Source organism: Pseudomonas siliginis (assembly GCF_019145195.1).
Classification (GTDB): Bacteria; Pseudomonadota; Gammaproteobacteria; order Pseudomonadales; family Pseudomonadaceae; genus Aquipseudomonas; species Aquipseudomonas siliginis.
The window spans coordinates 17,859-37,563 of record NZ_JAHSTW010000001.1; the positions used below are offsets into that span (position 1 = coordinate 17,859).

Here is a 19,705-nt window from a genome sequence, read left to right on the forward strand (position 1 = left end):
TTGAAGTGCCCGGGGGGCGGGAGCGGAGCGGGGGGTGGGGGGGCGCTTGGGACGATTTTCAGCGTGGAAACAAGAAGAAAGTGCGCAAGAAGTTGCGCAGTGCTGCGCAACTTCTTGCGCACTTGGCTGCAGGCCTTGCACGGCGTGGTCTGCAGAGGATTTACCCCGTGAAATATTACGACCAACTGCGCAACTTCTTGCGCAGTATGGCGTTAAGCCATGATCGGCGCATGTATCGTTCTAGAGTCCAGAGCAATGTGAGGAGCTGGCTGCTTTCGGCCAATAGGAGACGCTTTTCATGGGCTGACTCCGACTAACTCATTCGGGTGGAGCGATACGAAATGTTGGTGAATTCATTTTAATGAGTTGGAATGTTCACCATTCTCTTTCAAATGAGTAGTATCGGGAAAACGTTCATTTGGAATCTGCGGTCATGGCAAGAAAAAAAACTCGCAATGCCGCACACACACAAAAAATCAGAAAAAAAGCTCCCTTCGACCTGTCAGTGATTACAGAGGAATATCCTCATTTTTCACATCTTCTTGCTGTGGCTGTGGGGCAGCTTAATGAGTTGCCAGATTTTTCTGATGATGAAAAAATTGCTGTGATGTCCGACTTCGGTGGGGAACATCCGGGCGCACACTTTTACACCTATTCATTTCTAATCTTGGCTTACAACAAAATCGGCCCGTTTATGGAGCAGGTTGAAAAACTAAGGCAAAAATATGGCTTACTAAATCCCTACAGTGAGTTTGCATTCAAAGACTTGGGTTATGGGCCAAGGAGCCGGGCTTTACCAGAGTTTCTTCATCTTGTGGATAATTTTATCCACGGCGCAATTATTACCATAGCTATCGACAAGCAGATCGATACAGTTTTTGGTTTATCAAAAAAACAAGCGCATCAGCTAATCGAGGAACAACTACTTTCGATGGGTTTAGGTAAGTGGAAAGGTGCAGCAGGAGAGAAAGTTCTTCGCGTTTGCCATTCGATCGCATTGTTTACCGCTCTCACTACGAGGGGAAACCAACGCTTGCTTTGGTATTGTGATAACGATGCTATTAACGAAAACGCGCGAGACAGAGGTTTCGCCGATACACAGCAAATATTTCTTCGGACGCTTGGTATGTACTCCAAGCATAAACTAGACCTCGTTGGATTCGGTAGGTCATTCAATGGTAAGTCTCACTTGGATGACCTGTTGAGTATTCCGGATTTTGCGGCGGGAGTCGTTCAGGATCTCCTAAAGTCTCATAAAACTGGTGATGACATTATTCCAGGCGGAGCGGGAAAAGTAGAATTACTGAAATGGATGGCAAAAAAAAGCAAATTTCTATCAAAAATAACCATTCAAATTAGCAAACTTACTGGCGGTGAGCTCGGTAGCGGGATAGTTGATTTTTCTCCTGCTAAGCAGACTAGCTAAAAGATTAATCAATTGTTTACAAGGCAGCACAATTTTGACGATCTCTCACACTTTCGAAATTAGCAGCCCTTCATAAGGGGCACCTACGAGTGAATCGCGGTCGACAAGAGGCGATCATGTCCAATAGCACCCGAATAGGGAAATATGGCGAAGCATCAGTAGAAATGTGGCTCTGTTTGGCCTGATAGAGGCACACGATGCCGCAGCTGGGGGTGACTTAAGCACGATCTAGGATCTGCTCCCTGCAGCGCGTAATCTTCAGTCATGAATAAGGGAGGGATTTCATGGTACAGGAAACGGATACGCTGTTATATCAGGCTGGTTGGATCACCGCGAACCAGCTCTTTGAGCGAATGTTCTCCCCCCTAGCTTTGGAGTGGGTCTTTAGAGATCGGTTCAAGGGCTCCTTAGCGAAAGGGATTGACCGAATTAATGGCTTCCAGTTCTGCGCTCGGTCAGCAATGGAATTTGAAATAGTCTCAGGTAAATGCCTCGATGGCTCATTCAGATTTGCTCCATATCTAGAGCAATTAAAGTTGAAGGGAAGAGGGAAAGAACCCCGCATAATAAGTATTCCAACTATTCGTGACAGAGTGGTCTTGCACCAACTGCAAAAATATCTTGCACTAGTTTTTCCCGATCAAGTTCCAAGAAATGTCGCTAGTAGCTACGTACGACAAGTTGCCCTCGATGTGGGTGCTATGCACTGTCCACGCGCCTGGGTATGCAGCACTGATATACGAAAGTTCTACGATTCTATTGATCAAGATCGTATAGTCATGCTTGTCAGTAGAAAGATAAAAAACCAGCCTATTCTAGGTCTGATCGGTCACGCGTTACGTACCCCAACGGTTCCTAAAAATACACCTCGAAAACAGCGTTCCTTATTTAGGCAGGATACAGGGGTTCCACAAGGGTTAGCGATCTCTAATATTCTAGCGGCTATCTACATGGCAGATGTAGATCAAGCCATGCGCGCCATTCCAGGGCTTCATTACTATAGATATGTAGACGATGTTTTGATGTATGGAGATGAAAAGCTTGTTTCCTCCTCATTTACATCATTAAAAGGAAGGCTTTCTAGACGCGGTTTAAAGCTTCACAGCCTGAACTCTGAAAAAACGAAATTTGGTCCGTTAGATCAGGAGTTCGCATATCTTGGATATATTTTCAAACTACCAGAAATAACTGTGCGAAGAGTTACGGTTGAGCGTTTTCTACAGTCGATCGCAGCAAAAATTAGTGATTACAAACATAACAAGTCTAGACGACTTGAAAAATTCAAATATCTTACAGAATCTCGACTGGTGGATATATTTTATTTGGAGTTGAACGAGAAGATTACAGGTGCGATAAGCCAAAATAAAAGGTACGGATGGGTTGCCTATTTCAACCAAATCACCAACGAGAAGCTTTTGCATGAAATGGACGGTGCTATTAGGCGGATGGTTTCACGGGTTCCTGAACTAGCCGTGCATGGGGTCAATCGACTCAAGAAATTGGCGAGAGCGTATTTTTCGATGAAATACGACCCGCGTGGCGGTTATATTAGGGATTATGATGTGGTGAAGACGACGGCTGAGAAGCTCAGCTTTCTAGAAAGCCGCGGCAGGATAGACCCGGCGGTGGCTCTAACCGAGGTCCAGATTCTCGAGAGATACGATCATTACATCCGCCTAGTATTGGCCCGGATGCACGAAGATGAAGGGGAAATTTACTAGTGGTATGTGTATATTGACGGTGGGTAGCGCCTACCGCTATGCGGTACCTCTTGCCTCTGGACGAGAGCGGAAGTGCTCCGGGCCCCGTAAAAAGGGCGTGACACAATGTGTTATACCTTCCCCAGGGCCGTTCAACGGTCGCTTGAGAAGTGGATCTGACTGATTACTCGGGCGCTACCCTTTTTTCAAGGACAGATAAATGGAAGAATACCTCGTTGAACTACGCACGGTTATCTGGCGGACAGCTGGCGCGCGTTACAATGCGGCTAGACGTTTGAAGCGAAAAGAGCTTTTCTCAACGATTAGCTTGACATTTTTCTCAGTTATTAGTATCTGCCTTGCTGTGGTTCAAAAAGTCTATGCTCCGGCAATCACAAAAAGCATCGGGCTTGATGACTACATAACTACTCTTTCGATTTTGTCAGGTATTTTTTTGCTAGCTATTTCTTTAATGGAATGGGGAGCAAGAAATGGTTCAAACGCTGATGCGCTCTACAAAAATGCCGAAGATTTAAATTCTTTGCAGAGAAAAATAAAGCAAGAGCTTTTTAAGGTTGGTTCTGGTTCAGTTACATGGGAGAGGTGCGGCGCAATATCCGCAGAATACGACGCAGCCCAAAGCCGTTGTGACATCAATCACGACCCAATAGATGATCAGCGTTTTGTTGCCGACTATCGGTCTGCGCCAGAGTTCGTTCATAAAAATATAAGCTCAAAGCGGGCCCTTCGCATCCGCATTTTATGGTTTTTTTCAAGTGTCTGGTATTACTTGATTTTTTGGCTAATGTCGCTTTTTGCTTTGCTTCCTGTGTTTTCCAGAATTGAGTTCATAACACCAGCTTGAATGGATTCCATCGCTTAAATCCGGGAAGGTTCAAAAATCGTGCCTTCCTCCTTTGTATGCCTAATTTGCGAGTTGTTGCGACTTGCAGGCCTGTCTGACAAAAAATTAATTTCCGCAAGTCATCTTAAGGCTTGAAAAACACCAAATTCTATTCCCGCTAGGGCCTCATCGCGAGTGACTACCTATAGTTGAGTGAAATTGTTATGCTTGACAAAATGGGACGCATATCAATATTTAGCATCGGCTATATGGCATATCAAGGATTCACTAATTATGGAAAAAATTAATCTTGAAGCGATTGATCCTAAAGTCGAACCAATTGATGAGAAGCTACACCGCATTGGAAGAGCTGCCATAGGAGCAGTGCCCGTTGTGGGAAGTCCCTTGTTGGAGATATTTAATTCTTTACTTGAGGCTCCGTTAAATAAGCGTCGCACAGAGACAATGCTTGCGATTGGATCAGCTCTAAACGACCTCATAGATCAAGGGGTTGTAACGGAAGCAGGGCTACAGGAAAATGAAGCGTTTGTAAGTACGGTTGCAGAAGTTTGCAATATCTCACTAAGGAACCATCAGGCAGAAAAACTTGAAGCTTTACGAAATGCAGTAATAAATTCTGCGTTACCTACATGCCCAAGCGATGATTATCGCCAGATATTCCTTAATTTTGTAGACGTATGCACAGTTTCACACATTAGGCTCCTAAAGCTTTTCGAAGATCCTGAGCGGTGGTTTACAGAGAATAATCGTGTTAAGCCATATCAAACCACAGTATCTCTATCTCAAATTATTGCAAGCGCTATGCCCGAACTAATTGCAAATCATGAAATTCTTGACAGCATATGGAGCGACCTTTACCAAAAGGGGTTGGTTGAGGTGAAGCAGCTTGAAATGATCCTAAGCGCAGAAAGTTGCCTGTCAAAACAGAACACCAAATTCGGAAGCAAGCTCGTGGCTTTTTTGAGTTGACTGCCTATAGAGTGAGGTTATCTTGTGAAGCAAATTTTCTACGCTGGCAATGATCGTCAACCGTGCGCAGCAGAATATGCAATAGTTGTTGATAGTTCTGGCTCGATTCAACGCGCCCACATTGTTGTAGTGCAGTCTTCACAAAAAGGTATATGGACTAGCTTATACAATACTGACGAAGGACGAAATAATGTATTGAATAGGATTCTGGTGCAGGATCTTTTAGGAGTGAGAATAGAGTTTTTGACATTTAATATTATTTTAGATCTGTCCACTAGAATGGAGGGTTTTCGCCTTCCGATTAGGCTAAATTGGGATGACTATCTGCGCAAGGGTAACCCTTACAGGGCTAAATTTTCTCTAGTATTTGACTTTAAACGTTTCTTTCTTCAATTATTTCGCAGAGAAAGTAGAGAGGTTTCAATCTGGAGCGGTCATGTAGTCGGCGGTTGCGCAGAGTTCTACACCGATCTAATGGATCGAGATAGGTACTCACTCGACATTCACGAGGCTAGTAAACTTTTAGAACAAGCAGGGTACAGTCGCCCTAAACGTCGCTGCTAACTCAAAACCAGTGGGTTTACAGATATGAGAATGGAACGGCAACGTGTCGGGACGCTAGGCGGATTAGAGAAAATGGAAAAGCCGTAATCGGTTCCGTCGACTGATATTGGCCCTAATCGGTAGCTCCGTGCGTCCGCTCATGGCCGGCAGCAGCCTATTGCTCCACTGCAAGCATGTCGATTGCATCAAATCTGTCAGTTGAAATTGAAGGGAGAAGGGAGAAGGGCGATCTAAAGGTAGGGTTGCGGAAATGACCGAAAAGATGCGGAAACGATCCAGAGACGAAACAGGAAATTCCGGAATGCCAGAAACGACAAAGCCCTGAATAATCAGGGCTTTGTCGTACATAAGATGGCGGAGGCGATGGGATTCGAACTCATGGACCTGTTACAGTCAACGGTTTTCAAGACCTTTAATAATTCTACTAATTTCAATGAGTTATGAGCCGCAGTGTCCCGATGTGATTGCCTGCAATGTTCCTCAGAACCGCCGCTAACGGGCAAAACCGGTCGTTCACGGGAGGGAGCTATCGACCCACAGCAGTAATTTGAACCGCATTGATCTAAAGCAATGCCTCCTGCCCATCCTAAAATCGTGATGGCAGTTCATTTCCGGCCTGGGCATCCGAAAAGACCTCATCTGGATCTGCCTGACACCAATATCTGAAAAGTAGGCGAGGCTCGATATTTCCGAAATATTGATCCACGATGCTCTCGGGGCGCACGACCCATTTAGGTTCTGGCCATTGCTGGGCTAAAACACCTAATGGCTTGCCAGATGAATAAACAACCCAAGTGGCCTTGCCTCCACTGATACGAGGTAGGTAGTCCATATCTTGTATCACTTCGATCAAGGTGCGCAGTGTTGCTGATTGATCGAGTGTGACCGATATTGCATGACTTTCCAGATCATCTCCCGCATGAACGCTATCTCGATCAATGGCAACTACCAACATGACTGCTCCTTTTAGTGGTGTGCTTTCACCAGATCGATCAGCGTAGAGACATCAGTGGCTAACTGTCGAGGGCGCTTCTAGCCGAAACCTGTCGTACCAGGCTACCGTTTTCGGCCAGAAGCGGACATCCGGGAACGACTGCTACCGGCCAATAGCAGCCAGTCACTAAAGGCTGCTTTCGACTCAATGGAGACGGTCAGGACCGGTAGAAATCGAGCCGTAACAATCTGGGGGCCGGTCTGAAATCGATCTGGAGTAGACGTTTCTATACGCCTTAAGCGGCTTGCCCCTCCTGTTCGTCATGCCGCGCTTCTGTCACTCACAAGGGAAAAAACGCCCCTATGGGCTGCTAGTATCAAACACATGTTTGTCCTCCCAGAAATCTCGAAGCCCCTCACCTAACCTTGGGTCATGAGCAGGTAAGCGCGATGCAGCGCACTATTATCCAATAGGGCGCCAACCATAGCATTAGACCAACGCATTTTCTGGGAGAACGAGGGAATATCCAGACTGGCTTGAGTCGGTTAAAATACCATCGCATGATGAAATAGCTGGCAACCTAATTCCTGGCGAGTTCTCATAAGTTTTGCGTGGTATAAAAGCTAGGAATGGCTTGCATAAGCATATTTCCTCTCAACTGAAACTGCTAACATGGTCGTCAAACATAAAGGAATGGCTAGGCGTGAAGGAATTATCGACAAAGCAAAAACACCTCTCCTACAAACTAATTGCGACTTTAGTTGGTTCGATTTTATTTTTCTCCGCCCTTTTTTGGCTGGCTGGGAACTTTGAGGGGCATGGTGTAGCAAAGAACAATGAATCTGCTGATATTTATGAGTTGGTTTATTTTAGCGTAGTTTCCATAACGACGCTTGGCTATGGTGACTTTACACCGATAGGTATATCCAGGCTCTTTGCTTCACTTGAAGCGATATTCGGTATTTTGTTCATAGGTTATTCAATCTCGCAAGTTTTGTCCCTGCGCCAGTCCACACTAGTAGAATACTCCGTAAACTATGGTATTCATGAGGCATACAATCAATGCATCGAATATCTTATCGACGCCAAAGAATCGATAGGGGACAAAAGGCGGGAAATTCAAAATAGTATTATTCCGGAGAAAATTTCATTCATATACAACAGATCCAATCCTTTTTACTCATCTACAAAAGCGTTGCGAATTACAAATGGGTATTCATCTCACCTTGTTAATATTGGAAAGATTGACGAGCTTGTTAAGCATGTGGAACGCGCAGCACATCATGTTGAGGAGCTCGCGGGGTTTTCGAGAAAATATCTTAACTTGCTGCAAAGCAAAAATATAGACTGGAAGCAGGATAGAACCTTTTCGATTCTTCTAACAGTGTGCGATCAGGTCGATTATTTCGTAGATCAGTTCATCGAAAAAACTAGCTATGCGAGCAGACCATATAAGGGTGGTGGCATGTATAGGGGTGTAGTTAAATCCATAACAAACGACATTCGGGAAAAGTGCAGAAAATCTTAAATAAATTTGAAAATACGTCGCAGCTTAACGACTTCAGCATGAAGTATCTAAAAAGCTAGATATTTCGATAATTTCGCTTCCACCCAATGGCTGTTTGTGGCCGAACGCCGCTGTTCGCCACCGGCAGTCATGGGTCGATTGTAGCCAGTCGCGAAAGACCCGAATCGACCAAAGCTGGCGATTGTGCATATTCGATTCCAGGCCGATAGCTATACCCAATTCCGAAGCGCAGTTGGTGACGGGATGCCAGATATTCATGAGCTCATTGCAGGCACCAAGTCGCCTGAATTTAGGTATGATTTCGTGAAACTTCACCTTCTTGACGGGGGAAATTGCTAATGCAGCAGCTGCGTAAAGACAACCACTACGTCCCCAAGCTCTATCTAAAACAGTGGGCGCATGAAGGTCAAATTTCTACTTACCGATTATTGGTTCCTAGCGAAAACGTTCCCCTTTGGAAGAAGCAATCCCTGAAAGGAATTGCTTACCATCAGCACCTTTACACTTACCTGGCGGGTCAAGAGGAGACGGATGAGTTCGAGCGCTGGCTCGACAGCGAATTTGAGAGTCCTGCGAAAGAAGCAATACGTCGAGTTGTTCGAGAAGATCGCATTTCTCCCGAACAATGGAGAAGGCTGGTACGTTTCGCGGTTGCTCTAGATGTACGCACCCCGGCTCGCCTTAGGGAGTTCTTGCGTCGCCAGAACGATACATTGCAGACATTGATGAATGAGACCATGCAGCGCTCTGTTCATAAAATGGAAGAAGCCGCTAGGCGAGATGAGCCACTACCAAGTCCTTTGGAGGAAAGCGACGACCTCTCGCTCTTCAAGATATCCGTTGAGGCTCTACCGAGTGGAGGCGGCCAAGTTAAAGCGGAAACAATCGTTGGAAGGCGACTGTGGATTTGGCAGATGAAGCACGTACTTACAAAAACGCTCGGCCGCTTACCTGCCCATAAGTGGACTATCTTGCATGCTCCCGCTGGAGTGTCTTGGCCCACATCTGACAATCCGCTGATACGGCTTAACTTTCAGGATTCAAAGAACTATGACTTTGGTGGCGGTTGGGGAGTCAAGAACGGCGACATACTTCTACCTCTGAGCCCAAAACACCTGCTCTACACCTGCATTGGCAACAAAGTTTGGCCGCGAGGCACTGCACCTGATGTTAAGACAGCCGAGCTGATACGAAAGATCATCATCGAGCATGCGGATCGCTATGTGTTCGCTCAAGAACCAGATGACATACACTTGATTCGACCGAGACTAGTTTGCCCAATGACCTTTAAAAGTGAGCTGTCAGCCTGGGAGAAGTGGCATCTTGAACAGTGCCAAGCTGAAAGAGAACTTCAGAGCTGACCAGAGTCGGGAATGCTCAAGAGATCTATTCGCACCCTTCACGTTTGGTCCCTGAAGCTCGTAGCGACGACCGACCCAGCAGTATAATTGTCTAAGTTTTATATGGAGACCTCCGCATGCTGGAATTATCCCTTATTACCGAAAAATACCAGCCGTCCTACATCGAGCATCATTTTAGCTCTTTGGAAGGGCTGCAGGCATTTTCGACCACGTTTTTCAAAGATGTCGCAGAAATTTATGATGCGCTCACGAGGGTGCGTAACATCCAGCGCAACCCCACAGGGTATTCTATTAACGACGCTCCTATCCTTGGACTTTTGGTCCGAATATCCAAGCTGCTCAAGGAGTGTGTGAAGTACCACGAGCAGGACAATGCCGAGGTGATCGCAATTTTTGAGCGTCCCCTCATCGAAGCGACAACTCTCGCCAGCTATCTAATGCTGAATGGTGATGCAGTGATTGCTGACTACCGCAAATGCTCTTACAAAGATCGGCTGAGACTTCTCAGAGAACTGGAGGAAGGTTCTCCGTTCTTCAACACCAAAGCTGGTAAGCGTTTGCTTGCCGCAGTCGTAGAAAAAATGGATTTTGAAGGGTTAAAAAAAGACGATTTTGCGGAGCAGAAAAAAAATAGATGGCGTCTACAAGGCAAAAGCTTTCGCGACATTTTCGCTGAAATCGAACACGATGATTTGTATCCCGCCACCTACGGCATGATGTCCGAATCAATTCATGGCTCTTGGAATGAATCTATGGATTGGGGCTTGGTGCGAAATGACGACGGCACGTTTTCGGCCTTCACTGATTACCACCCAGCCGATATAAGATTCGTGGCTCCGATTGTAAAATTTACCATCAAGCCTTTCAGGCTTTGGCTCCAGCGGATCGATGATTCAACTAGTGATCTTCAGGACACGGTAGATTGGATTGAACGGGTTAACAACCGACTTTTCCTCACGTTTGATAGCCTATATAACGGCGAATACGACGCAAAGATCAGCAAACAAATTTAGTGGAGTGGGATCTTTCGCCGATCTAGTTTTAGGGGGGAGGGACCGCTTTTGGCCGAAAGCTGCGAGTGGGAAGTCGTCGTGATTAATATTTATGCTCGCAGGTGTTCTGGAGTTCGAATCTCTCCTTCACCGCCACATTCAGTAAACACAAGCCCCTGATTTTCCTGGAGAATGACGGGGGTTTGTGGTTTTTGGCGTCTGAAAAATGGCCATATGGTATTGAGATGGAACTGGCGCACTATACTGGTGCGGATAATGGGGCTATGTGTGCCTATCTCGTCCCCAGAGGGCCGCTGCATGAGCTAGGCTTTGCAAAACTCTCATTTCCAGGATGGACCCATGTCAGACAACTCAGCCTTTAACATTGCCACTGCAGATGCGCTGACATTGCTTCTGCACAACCAGCATGCCCTGGCGGCCGCAATAGAGGAGGTCACCGTATGGCTTTCAGCTAATGGGGTAGGGACTGTTGCGGATAATGCTGTCGGGGCCATGGAAACCTTGGACACAAATGCAAAAGCGATTACAGATGCGATTATGCGACTCCGACAGTTTTAGGTGCCCGCCCTGATAGGCTGCAATAGGCCAATAACAGTCACTCGACAGCTGGTAGTGGGCTTCCGAAGCTGTTACAGGGCCGCACTAACTCGGCGTATACCCTCCTATTCGGCGAAGCACCATGGCTGTCAAACGGCTTAGCCCGCAAGCGCTCCGGCAGCCAGAGCGCCCACTATTGCACAGTCGAAAAGTTCCAAAGCAGTTCCTGAGATAACAATGTGAGGATGAGGCAATCAATTGATTGCCTCCAGTGGTTACGCTTTCGCTTTCGGATGAAATATCGGCAGCTTCCGTAGCTCCTTAGCTGATATCGCTTTCGGTTCATCCATAAAAAGAGCAACGCTTTTGGCTGCTCTGATGCCGACATAAAAACCGAAATCCAGCATTAACGCCATATATCTTACACCGGCGGAGTGTGGCGTTGTTCCCTCGCTCAATACATGTGCGAATCGAAGTGCGGCGAGTTTGTTTATTAGGTTGAACCCCGAGCTGTTGTTGTCAATTTTTACTAAAAAGGCATTTTTCTTCTGATCTTCTATACAGAACTTTTTAACGCTTTCTAGCAGCTCGCTGATTTCATTTTTTTCCGATGCCAAGTCCTGTTCAAGGTCCCGGATTTTAACTTCTATAGTCTCAGAAGCAGAAAGGTTCACACTCGTTATTGAGACAGATTTTTGCTTCCTTACCATTGATTTATTAATTGCTTGGGAGAATAGGCTGAGAGCATCTCTCGGGACAGCTGCGGCAGCTAAAACAAGTCGTGAAATAACCTTCTCATCCGCTATGTAGCTTATGCTAGGTAGCCCGCAATATCTGGCATGAGCATCCAAGATATCTCTTATATGAGCCATTGAGCGATCGGGCATTGTAAGGTTGTAATCAAGCCTCATTATTTGCAGGTCATGGGGCGATTGCAGCCCCATGTGCTGGGCTCCATCCCAAGTGCGAGTTAAAGCCTCAATGCCAGATGCCTTTATATAAATGTTGTTGTCGCGAGTTATAGAGTAAAGGGTTCCGAGAAATTTCGGCTGCGACGCATGATCAAGTAGATGAAGGTCGTCAAGGAATATTGTCAACGGTTTATCTGTGCTCCCGCACTCGCCTAAAACTCTTCGTATTCTAGGCAAAAGTCTCAGGAGTTTTTTCTCTAGGTCCGGTGAGTCATCTGATTCTCCCAAGATGGAAACTTCGCGAGCGAGATCGGCCATTTCATCGATATATGGTGAATGATCTTTAGCGCCGGTAAGCAGCTCTGCCAATATACTAAAAATTGACTGAGTGTCTGCACGAGCGCTGAAGGTTTGCATCGCTATCCATACAACTGGACGACCGAGATCAATTAGTCTATGCATGGCATATGCAAGTAGGCTAGATTTTCCCGCTCCCCGCCGGCCGTAAACGATGAAATTCGCGTTACCTACGATTTCCCCCTCGTAGTTTTGTACTGAATTAGTGTATCTGTTAAAAAAATCCTCTTTGAAAGTATTGCGGTGAACAGTTAGGCTTTGAGTTAATTCTCGCCTTAAAAATTTAATTTCAGGCATCTCAAAAACATCAGTGGGCCTTTTTTTTCTTTCTTGTAAGACAATGCGCTCTTTGAAAGGGTTGTCTACCGGTAATTCTTGGTCGACTTCGCTAATTACTGAGAAAAATACATTGTTGGCTTTTGCAATTTCAAATATCAGGTAGTCGCCATCTGGTCTGTTTTTTATGTAATAATCCAGTTCAATTCCGCGTAGTCGGCTAGATACTGATTTCAAAGCTTCTTGAATATGAGTCTGAGTCACAGTTGCACTCCCTTGTCTACCAGGAATTGTTTTGAGTCCGACATGAAGTTGGTAACGAGCGTTCTTGCATCTGCCACATTTATTAAAAGGTCGTTCTCCGTAGCGAGATGGCTATAATCGCAAAGATTTCGATCGTCCCGAAGTGTTTTTAGGCGCGCCTTGTAAATTTCTTTGTTTTCAATGCTGTCTGGCAGCATGTCGATTTTCTGGTGGTCTCCAGAATCAGTACTGAATCCGCCATCACTCATTAGTGTTAAAGCTCTCTTTACATTGTAGGCGGCATAATAAAGTCTGGAAATGTTTTGTCTCCACTCACTCATTGGGAGTGACATTGCAAATGTGAAGTGTGACTGTCCTAGAGCATATAATGCTCTACCTTCTGAAAGTATCGCTCCATGAATTTTTTGAATCTCTTCTGTCGTCAGAATGTGGGTGAGATTCCTGAGCAACTTCTGCGGATTTCCTGAAGCAAGTAAAACGTGTGGCTCTCTTAATCCTTTATGCATATTTAAATCCCTTCTGGACTATATGCAGCCTGTGAAATTGATCGGTATCATAACCTTCAGCTGGAACGTCGTCACGTTGAATGAGAATTCCCGGTGTACGCCACAGGCAACACGCTTCGTCGAAGTGGAAGCGCCTTGTCGAGAGGGCCGATAAGACGCCCTTCTTTGAGCTGCCAGCAGGGATAGATTCAGCTGACTCGGTAGATGATCATTACTAGAAGCATCCTCGTACAACGGTGCTTCGCAATCAGCCGAACTGTCGCGTGTATAAATGAAACCGTACGGGTCAAAAAGAAACCGTAAATTTTAGATTTCCGCTTGCACACATTTATTGTCCGACTGAATGTCTCCCTCTGTCCGAGAGCGGCCTTTAGCGACCGGTACATTGAATTCCGCCCTATGTTCAATCGGCCCCCACACCTGGACCTGGTATGGGGGCCTTGATTTGTGGCCGCGGAAGCCAGTCCCCAGGGCTGGTCTACCATTCCTTGGCTGTCTGGCTACTGACGTGCATCTGAGTTGTCTTAAAATGCGTGATCCTACAGCCCGATTTCTTTCCGCAATTTATTTTCAGATGCTGGTTTTGCTGTCTTGGAACGGAGAGAAAATTTCGGTGATGCGGAAAAATTCTGGCCGTAAGCTACTGAATTAGAAGTAAAAAATTATGGACTTAAAATCCCCCGCTCGTAAGGGCGTGCCGGTTCGATTCCGGCTTCGGGCACCATAAATATCAAGGGCTTGCATGACATATGTCATGCAAGCCCTTATTTTTTGTGCCGTGGAAATGTTTTCCACGCTCCTGACTGGCCATTCCGTCGCCGTCTGGTGCCTGGAGATCCACTCCTTTCTTCAGCGTCGACTGCATCCATCAGCGAGTAAGCGTTTCCGGCGCCACCACCCACACACTACAAGGCATTTTGTACAACAGATGCTCGACCGTACTGCCAACCAGTCGGCCGATTCCTCGGTGGGTGACACGGCCCATTACGATCACATCGATGTCGTAAGCATCGGCATAGCTGGAAAGCACCTTGGCGGGATCGCCCACAATCATGTGCTGGTTTTCTGCCGGAATGTTATTGCGTGCAGCCAGCGCCTGGAAAGCTTCGCCTTGGGCGTCGAACAGTTTCTTGGCTGCGCTGGAAGAAAAGATCGCGGACGCGTTATTGAAGCCGAATCCGGCAGCGCTGATCGATGACAGGTCATGGGCATAAATTACGTCCAGGCTGCCATTGCAGACACTGGCCAGTCTTGCTGCTTCGCGCAGGATGCGGTCGTTGAGGCCCTGGTATTGGCCCTCACGATGGAAGGGGTCGACCGCCGCGACGATTCGGCGTGGCAGAGCGTTTTGAGCGTGGCTGACAAAATGCAGCGGCACCGGGCATTCGCGCAACAGGTGGATATCCAGCGGCGTGAACATCAGTCGCGACAGAAGTGATTCGTGCTCCAGAGCCTTGATAAGGGCGGCCATCGGCTGTTCCTTCAAATGGATGAGGATCTCCTTCAAAGGATTGTCCACCCAGACGACCTCGGTGGTGACGGTCACCCCGATCTTGCGCAGCGGCCGGGCCTGGTCTTCGAGCCATTGATGATGGCGTTCGACATAGCCCAGGCGCATCTGCTCCAGGGCTTGTTCGTTGACCATTCCTGCGGTCGCCAGGCCCTCCAGATAATCAAACGCGACAATATGCAGTGCGGCATCCGACGCTTTGGCCAGTGCGGCGGCGCGGTCGAACGCCGGACTGTTTTTCATCAGCGGCGACACGACCAGCATGAAACGCGATTTCTCAGACATGACAGGACTCCCGAGGTAGTCACCCAAGCATTGCGCTGCATGCCTGGAGTGAGTAGTGGCGCATGCGCTTATCCTGAAGCGAGCCAGCAGGGCGGGGTTGATATTTATCAACCAGACATCAGCGCGTGGTCGTGAGCGGATGTACGGTCGAGCAAGACCACTGATCCTCGGATAGTTGACCATTATCAACTACGACCCTGTCGTCGCGGCTCAAGCTCTGCTCTGCACTCACCTGTCGGCGGAGGGAAAGCCATCATGGCCACCATGAAAGCCGCAATATTCGTTGAAGAAAACCGCATCGTGCTCGATGACAAGCCGATTCCCGAGGTCGGGCCGCTGGATGCGTTGATCCGCGTGACCACCACAACCATTTGCGGGACTGACGTGCATATCCTGCGCGGCGAATACCCAGTGGCCAGAGGACTGACCATCGGCCACGAACCGGTCGGCATCATTGAGCGATTGGGCTCGCAAGTACGCGGTTTTGTCGAAGGGCAGCGAGTGATCGCCGGTGCCATCACCCCAAGCGGGCACAGTTACGCGTGCCTGTGTGGCTGCGGCTCGCAGGACGGCCCCGACACCCGGCACGGCTTCAAGGCCATCGGTGGCTGGAAGTTTGGCAACACGATCGACGGTTGCCAGGCCGAGTACGTGTTGGTGCCGGATGCACAGGCCAACCTGTGCCCGATCCCCGATGAGTTGAGCGATGAACAGGTGCTGATGTGCCCGGACATCATGTCCACCGGGTTCTCGGGGGCGGAGCGGGGCGAGATCGCCATCGGCGACGCTGTCGCAGTATTTGCATTGGGCCCGATCGGCCTCTGCGCCGTGGCCGGAGCTCGCCTGAAGGGCGCCACCACGATTATCGGTGTCGACGCGGTGGCCGAACGCATGGCCATGGCGCACCGACTGGGCGCGACCCATACCGTCAATTTCAAGGACGGCAATGTGGTAGAGCAGATCATGGCATTGACCGATGGCCGTGGCGTGGATGTGTCCATCGAAGCGCTGGGCACCCAAGGCACGTTCGAGTCGGCATTGCGGGTGCTGCGCCCGGGCGGGCGCTTGTCCAGCCTCGGGGTGTATTCCAGCGATCTGCACATCCCGCTCGGCGCGTTTGCCGCCGGATTGGGCGATTACAGCATCGTTTCCACCCTGTGCCCGGGCGGCAAGGAACGCGTGCGTCGACTGATGGCCGTGGTGCAGAGCGGCGCCGTCGATCTGTCACCGCTGGTGACTCACCGTTTCAGACTGGACGACATCGAGCAGGCGTATGAGTTGTTCGCTCATCAACGCGACGGAGTCATGAAAGTCGCAATCACTCCTTGAAAGCACCTTGGCGTGCCGCTGAAACCGGGGTTTCCATGAACATCAAGATCGCTGAAAAACACGCTCCCCATGGCTGGGTCGTGCACATGGATGACTGGGATGTGGGCTTCAGGAGCCTCAAGGCTGCGCAGGAATTTGTCGAGGTGCTTGAGGCCCGTATCAACGCCCCTCACGAGTGGCCGAATGCGTTTGCCCAGCCGTTGCCAGCAAGGCCGGCAACGGCTCGCCGCATCAGCGCAAGCGTTGAATGCTCGCCATAAGCCGAGCAGGGTGCGCAAACCCTGCGGGACGCTACCCATGAATGAGGTTTTTGATCTGTCCGGCGCCGCTGCGGCATTGGGGATCGGCATGCTCATCGGTCTTGAGCGTGAACGGCACAAGGGCACTGGCGATGCGCGACACTGCGCCGGCTTGCGCACGTTCGCCATTACCGCGCTGTTGGGGTATGTCGCGCTACAGGTCGGCGGTGGCCTGCTGCTGGGGATCGTCGCCGGCTGTGTCACGTTGCTGACCAGCGTCGCGTACTGGCGCAGTCAGAGCGACGATCCCGGGGTGACCAGCGAGGTGGCGTTGATCGCGGTGCTGGTCCTGGGCGCGTTGTGCGCAACTGCGCCGGCGCTGGCCATTGCCCTTGGCGTGGTGATTGCGGGCCTTCTGGCGTATCGCCAGGCGCTGCATCACTTTGCCAACAGCCAGTTGTCCGAAACGGAAATGCGTGATGGCCTGATCCTGCTGATCGCAGCGCTGGTGATACTGCCTTTGGCACCGGACCGATATATCGGCCCGTACGCCGCGATCAATCTGCGCACCATTTGTACCGTGACGGTGTTGCTGATGCTGGTCGGCGCGTTCGGCCACATTGCCGTGCGCGCCCTGGGCTCGCGCTATGGCTACGTCATCAGCGCGATTGCATCCGGCTTCGCCTCCAGTACCGTGACGATCGCGACCATGGGCCAACGCCTTGCCCATGAGCCGGACAACATCCGCATCCTCAGCGCGGCGGCGATTTTTTCCAATCTCGCGACGGTGATACAGATCGGCCTGATCCTGACGATGGTTGATGCGGATCTGCTGAACAGTTTATGGGCGCCACTGCTCTTCGGCTTGATCGCTACGATGTTGTACGGCGCCTGCCTGATGTTCCCCGACCCCACGCGAGGGAGCCGCAGCAAGCCGGTCGACACGGCAGGAGCGTTCAATCTGAAACTCGCGGTCATCGTGACACTGACCCTTACCGGCATCACATTCGTCTCCTCGGCCATGCTCAGCCACTTTGGTCAGGCAGGCTTGTGGCTGACCGCAATGCTTTCGGGCTTTGCCGATGCGCACTCTGCCACAGCGTCCATCGCCAGCCTGGCCAAGGCGGGCCAGGTGCCTTATGACTCGATAGCGGTGCCAGCGCTGATTGCCGTCAGCAGTAACTCGGTGAGCAAATGCGTGGTGGCGTGGGTCAGCGGCGGCAGGCGTTTCGCTGCCTGCGTGATCCCGGGCCAGGTATTGCTGACCTTGGCCATGTGGGCGGGCACTGTGCTGTTTTGAGCGCAATCGGTGCTCTTGCTGATAAAGATCAAGCTGCCAATGGCCACAGCATTCACCCTGAAGTCTGTTTCTCCTGGCTGGCCGCATGCCGAGGTATCCCATGTCACAGACTCCGCGTTTACTGTTGATCGCTCCTTCAGCCATGGAGCACACGCCTGCGTTCGAGCGGGCGGCTGCGCTGGCCCAGGCCATGCAGTTGCCGCTGAACATCGTGGCCTTCGATTACTTGCAGGCGCTGGCGGTGGCAGGGCTGTTCGCGCCTGAGCAGATCCGCCTCGCCCGCGATGGTTATCTGCGCACCCACCGGCAGTGGCTCACAGAGCAGGCGTCATTGCTGGCGAGGCATCAGATCATGGTCACCAGCGAAGTGATGTGGGTCCAGGATCCCTTCGCCGAGATCCTGCAGTTCATCAACGAGATGCCGTTGCAATTGATCATCAAGGATGTGCAGCACGAGTCCGTGCTGGAGCGTATTTTCTACACCCTGCTGGACTGGCAACTGTTACGCGATTGCCCGGTGCCGGTGCATCTGGTGACCGACGACACCCATCCGCGCCCGCGCCGTGTCCTGGCCATCGTCGATGTCTTGCGCGGCGAAGAGCAGGACTGCGTGTTCAACGATCAGATCATCGATGCCGCCGCCCAACTCGCCGCGCAGTGCGATGCCAGTCTTGATGTGGTGCATGTTTACGACTGGACGGCGGTTTACGCCACGGAAATGGGGTTCGGCGCATTGCCGTTGGCCACTGGGATTCATGAAGCGCTGGGCACTGCGCAGCATGAGGCATTTACGGCCCTTGCCGAGCGTCACGGCGTCCCGGCCTCATGCCGGCACTTCATCGAGGGCGCACCGGTGCGCAGTATCTGCGAGTTCGCCATCAACAAGCAGATCGACGTCATTGTCATGGGCACAGTGCAGAACCACGGCTTGAGCAAGTTGTTAGGCACCACCGCCGAACAGCTGCTGCATCGGGCACCTTGCAGTGTGCTGGCGATCAAGCCGCAACCCACACTGCAATCCTGCAACACGAACGCCCCGAGGTGAATCGTTGGCCGACTCACCTCGGGGCGATTCATTTACAGGTCAAGACGATGAATGACCTGGCGTGCGTCGTCAGGATCATTGTGGGTTTCGAAGCCCAGGCTTTTGGCCAGATCGCGCATCGCCGCGTTACTGGCGGCATCGACCGAGTACATCTGGCGAAATCCGTTGTGGCGGGCTGCCTTGATCAAGTGTTCCATCAGCAACGTGCCCAAGCCCAGGTGCTGCCATTCATCGGCGACCGTCACCGCGCACTCGCATTGATGGGCGCCTGTGCCGGCGTAGCGGCTGATGCCGATTTCGATCAACTTGCCGTTCTCGTGAACCAGTGCAATGAAGGCGGTGCGCTGTTTGTTATCGGTGTCCATCAACTGGTCGAGCAGAGCGGTGCCGGGTTCGCCGATCTGGGCGAGAAAACGCATGTGCCTGGATTCGGGGGACAGGCGCTTGATGAAGTCGTATTCGCGCAGGCGATCCTTCTCCGTGAGCGGCCGGATCAATACATGGCGACCGTCCTTGATCGCCTCAATCCAGTATTGACCGGAAACCGCTGCATAAGCGGCCACGGCCTGATCGTTGTGGTCTTTGACGGTGAGCATGGTCATTCTCCATCCGGTTCGAGAGGCTGGCGGGCGGTTGGAAAAGCGTCCGCTTGCCTCCCTTCTACGCGGTTGCCCATGGCGACATCTGATCTACATCAGACAGCTGCCATGCGCCTCGTTGATTGACCCGGGTTTGATGTAAATCAACGCCCGGCCAGGGCGAGCGGGCGCAGTCTTGAAGCCTGCC

The 19,705-nt window shown here is 50.2% G+C and carries 17 protein-coding genes; 12 read left to right on the plus strand and 5 right to left on the minus strand.

Features of this window, described 5'->3' with window-relative positions; translation table 11 throughout:
* The first annotated feature begins 433 nt into the window (after positions 1-433).
* The 4 genes from KVG87_RS00075 to KVG87_RS00090 all read left to right on the plus strand — a co-directional run bounded on the left by KVG87_RS00075 (position 434) and on the right by KVG87_RS00090 (position 4,960).
* Positions 434-1,426, plus strand: a complete 993-nt coding sequence (locus tag KVG87_RS00075) for a hypothetical protein (RefSeq protein WP_217848426.1) — start codon at positions 434-436, stop codon at positions 1,424-1,426.
* Between the two features lie 284 nt (positions 1,427-1,710).
* Positions 1,711-3,147, plus strand: a complete 1,437-nt coding sequence (locus KVG87_RS00080; RefSeq protein ID WP_217848428.1) for an RNA-directed DNA polymerase — start codon at positions 1,711-1,713, stop codon at positions 3,145-3,147.
* Between the two features lie 199 nt (positions 3,148-3,346).
* Positions 3,347-3,991, plus strand: a complete 645-nt coding sequence (locus KVG87_RS00085) for an SLATT domain-containing protein (RefSeq protein ID WP_217848430.1) — start codon at positions 3,347-3,349, stop codon at positions 3,989-3,991.
* Between the two features lie 273 nt (positions 3,992-4,264).
* Positions 4,265-4,960 (plus strand): hypothetical protein, encoded by a 696-nt coding sequence (locus tag KVG87_RS00090; RefSeq protein WP_217848432.1) that lies wholly within the window; start codon positions 4,265-4,267, stop codon positions 4,958-4,960.
* A gap of 1,150 nt (positions 4,961-6,110) precedes the next feature.
* Here KVG87_RS00090 and KVG87_RS00095 read toward each other — a convergent pair.
* Positions 6,111-6,479 carry a hypothetical protein gene (locus tag KVG87_RS00095; RefSeq protein WP_122507192.1) on the minus strand — a complete coding sequence of 123 codons (369 nt, stop codon included), beginning with the start codon at positions 6,477-6,479 and terminating at the stop codon, positions 6,111-6,113.
* 682 nt (positions 6,480-7,161) lie between these two features.
* Here KVG87_RS00095 and KVG87_RS00100 point away from each other — a divergent pair.
* The 4 genes from KVG87_RS00100 to KVG87_RS00115 all read left to right on the plus strand — a co-directional run bounded on the left by KVG87_RS00100 (position 7,162) and on the right by KVG87_RS00115 (position 10,918).
* Entirely contained in the window at positions 7,162-7,986 is an 825-nt protein-coding gene (locus tag KVG87_RS00100) for a potassium channel family protein (RefSeq protein WP_217848434.1), read from the plus strand.
* A 338-nt stretch (positions 7,987-8,324) separates the two neighbouring features.
* Positions 8,325-9,347 carry a DUF4238 domain-containing protein gene (locus KVG87_RS00105; protein WP_217848436.1) on the plus strand — a complete coding sequence of 341 codons (1,023 nt, stop codon included), beginning with the start codon at positions 8,325-8,327 and terminating at the stop codon, positions 9,345-9,347.
* A gap of 116 nt (positions 9,348-9,463) precedes the next feature.
* The gene (locus KVG87_RS00110) at positions 9,464-10,360 is read left to right on the plus strand and encodes a DUF5677 domain-containing protein (protein ID WP_122507195.1); all 897 of its coding nucleotides are present in this window, start codon (positions 9,464-9,466) and stop codon (positions 10,358-10,360) included.
* 339 nt (positions 10,361-10,699) lie between these two features.
* Complete coding sequence (locus KVG87_RS00115) at positions 10,700-10,918, plus strand: hypothetical protein (protein WP_217848438.1); 219 nt, start codon at positions 10,700-10,702, stop codon at positions 10,916-10,918.
* 254 nt (positions 10,919-11,172) lie between these two features.
* On the opposite strand, the gene KVG87_RS00120 is transcribed toward KVG87_RS00115, so the two are convergent.
* The 3 genes from KVG87_RS00120 to KVG87_RS00130 form a co-directional block, all read right to left on the minus strand.
* A complete protein-coding gene (locus tag KVG87_RS00120) occupies positions 11,173-12,705 on the minus strand; it encodes an ATP-binding protein (RefSeq protein ID WP_122507197.1) in 1,533 nt (510 codons plus the stop codon).
* On the minus strand, positions 12,702-13,211 hold the full coding sequence (locus tag KVG87_RS00125; protein ID WP_163012712.1) for a hypothetical protein: 510 nt from the start codon (positions 13,209-13,211) through the stop codon (positions 12,702-12,704). Before KVG87_RS00125 ends, KVG87_RS00120 begins: the two co-directional genes overlap by 4 nt.
* 868 nt (positions 13,212-14,079) lie before the next feature.
* Complete coding sequence (locus KVG87_RS00130) at positions 14,080-15,006, minus strand: universal stress protein (protein ID WP_217849357.1); 927 nt, start codon at positions 15,004-15,006, stop codon at positions 14,080-14,082.
* 255 nt (positions 15,007-15,261) lie between these two features.
* Here KVG87_RS00130 and KVG87_RS00135 point away from each other — a divergent pair, with 255 nt between their 5' ends.
* From KVG87_RS00135 to KVG87_RS00150, 4 genes are all read left to right on the plus strand, one after another.
* Positions 15,262-16,335: an NAD(P)-dependent alcohol dehydrogenase gene (locus KVG87_RS00135; protein ID WP_217848440.1), complete on the plus strand. Its 1,074-nt coding sequence runs from the start codon at positions 15,262-15,264 to the stop codon at positions 16,333-16,335.
* Between the two features lie 35 nt (positions 16,336-16,370).
* Positions 16,371-16,595, plus strand: coding sequence for a hypothetical protein (locus KVG87_RS00140; RefSeq protein ID WP_076563174.1), 225 nt, complete (start codon positions 16,371-16,373; stop codon positions 16,593-16,595).
* Positions 16,596-16,632: 37 nt separating this feature from the next.
* Positions 16,633-17,874 (plus strand): MgtC/SapB family protein, encoded by a 1,242-nt coding sequence (locus KVG87_RS00145; RefSeq protein WP_217848442.1) that lies wholly within the window; start codon positions 16,633-16,635, stop codon positions 17,872-17,874.
* A 100-nt stretch (positions 17,875-17,974) separates the two neighbouring features.
* On the plus strand, positions 17,975-18,919 hold the full coding sequence (locus tag KVG87_RS00150; protein ID WP_217848444.1) for a universal stress protein: 945 nt from the start codon (positions 17,975-17,977) through the stop codon (positions 18,917-18,919).
* A 32-nt stretch (positions 18,920-18,951) separates the two neighbouring features.
* Here KVG87_RS00150 and KVG87_RS00155 read toward each other — a convergent pair whose 3' ends face one another.
* Complete coding sequence (locus KVG87_RS00155; protein WP_217848446.1) at positions 18,952-19,515, minus strand: GNAT family N-acetyltransferase; 564 nt, start codon at positions 19,513-19,515, stop codon at positions 18,952-18,954.
* Positions 19,516-19,705: the final 190 nt, after the last annotated feature.

Coding starts and splice junctions, on each gene's coding strand:
- KVG87_RS00075 (WP_217848426.1), top strand. CDS start 434: ATGGCAAGAAAAAAAACTCGCAATGCCGCACACACACAAAAAATCAGA.
- KVG87_RS00080 (WP_217848428.1), top strand. CDS start 1,711: ATGGTACAGGAAACGGATACGCTGTTATATCAGGCTGGTTGGATCACC.
- KVG87_RS00085 (WP_217848430.1), top strand. CDS start 3,347: ATGGAAGAATACCTCGTTGAACTACGCACGGTTATCTGGCGGACAGCT.
- KVG87_RS00090 (WP_217848432.1), top strand. CDS start 4,265: ATGGAAAAAATTAATCTTGAAGCGATTGATCCTAAAGTCGAACCAATT.
- KVG87_RS00095 (WP_122507192.1), bottom strand. CDS start 6,479: ATGTTGGTAGTTGCCATTGATCGAGATAGCGTTCATGCGGGAGATGAT.
- KVG87_RS00105 (WP_217848436.1), top strand. CDS start 8,325: ATGCAGCAGCTGCGTAAAGACAACCACTACGTCCCCAAGCTCTATCTA.
- KVG87_RS00110 (WP_122507195.1), top strand. CDS start 9,464: ATGCTGGAATTATCCCTTATTACCGAAAAATACCAGCCGTCCTACATC.
- KVG87_RS00115 (WP_217848438.1), top strand. CDS start 10,700: ATGTCAGACAACTCAGCCTTTAACATTGCCACTGCAGATGCGCTGACA.
- KVG87_RS00125 (WP_163012712.1), bottom strand. CDS start 13,211: ATGCATAAAGGATTAAGAGAGCCACACGTTTTACTTGCTTCAGGAAAT.
- KVG87_RS00130 (WP_217849357.1), bottom strand. CDS start 15,006: ATGTCTGAGAAATCGCGTTTCATGCTGGTCGTGTCGCCGCTGATGAAA.
- KVG87_RS00135 (WP_217848440.1), top strand. CDS start 15,262: ATGGCCACCATGAAAGCCGCAATATTCGTTGAAGAAAACCGCATCGTG.
- KVG87_RS00140 (WP_076563174.1), top strand. CDS start 16,371: ATGAACATCAAGATCGCTGAAAAACACGCTCCCCATGGCTGGGTCGTG.
- KVG87_RS00145 (WP_217848442.1), top strand. CDS start 16,633: ATGAATGAGGTTTTTGATCTGTCCGGCGCCGCTGCGGCATTGGGGATC.
- KVG87_RS00150 (WP_217848444.1), top strand. CDS start 17,975: ATGTCACAGACTCCGCGTTTACTGTTGATCGCTCCTTCAGCCATGGAG.
- KVG87_RS00155 (WP_217848446.1), bottom strand. CDS start 19,515: ATGCTCACCGTCAAAGACCACAACGATCAGGCCGTGGCCGCTTATGCA.